Genomic DNA, 655 nt, shown 5'->3' with positions numbered 1-655 from the left:
CGGAAGAGGCCTATGGCCAGCGCTGGCTGTCGACCCAGGAAACCAACGCCTTGTTCCTTGCCGGACGTACGCTGGCGGACCTGCCGGGCAGCTGGCAGGCGAAAACCTCGCTGCAGGCGGAGCCGTAGGCCGGCGACAAAGCGCAAACCCGCAACCTCGACGGCGATCGGCTGGCGGCGCTGCAGGTGAGTAATACCGGCAGTCAGCCGCTGTGGCTGCGCCTCGATAGCAGCGGTTATCCGCAAAGCGCGCCACAGCCGGGAGGCAACGTGTTGGGGATTGAACGCGCTATTTTCGATACCCACGGCCAGCAGAAATCGCTGACCTCGCTGCGCAGCGGCGAACTGGTGCTGGTCAAGCTGGAGGTGACCGCCAAACGTAACGTTCCTGACGCGCTGGTGGTTGATCTGTTGCCAGCCGGTCTGGAGCTGGAAAACCAGAATCTGGCCAACAGCAGCGCCAGCCTGCAGGAGAATGGCGACGCGGTGCAAAACCTGCTTAACCAGATGCAGCAGGCGGATATTCAGCATATCGAGTTCCGCGATGACCGTTTCGTCGCCGCCGTCGCTGTCAATGAAGGCCAGCCGGTGACGCTGGTCTATCTGGCGCGGGCGGTGACGCCGGGCACTTATCAGGTCCCGCAGCCGCAGGTGGA

Annotated in this window: 1 protein-coding gene; it reads left to right on the top strand. The window is 63.5% G+C overall.

Annotated elements, in window-relative coordinates; all coding sequences use genetic code 11:
• Positions 1-185: 185 nt before the first annotated feature.
• Positions 186-655 (top strand): alpha-2-macroglobulin family protein (locus tag ABD353_RS39875; RefSeq protein WP_344628597.1); only part of this gene is annotated, 470 nt, incomplete at its 3' end.

This window comes from Kitasatospora arboriphila, from assembly GCF_039528095.1.
GTDB classification, from domain to species: Bacteria; Actinomycetota; Actinomycetes; order Streptomycetales; family Streptomycetaceae; genus Kitasatospora; species Kitasatospora arboriphila.
The sequence above is the reverse complement of the archived record's forward strand: the minus strand, read 5'-3'. Positions and strand labels throughout refer to the sequence as shown.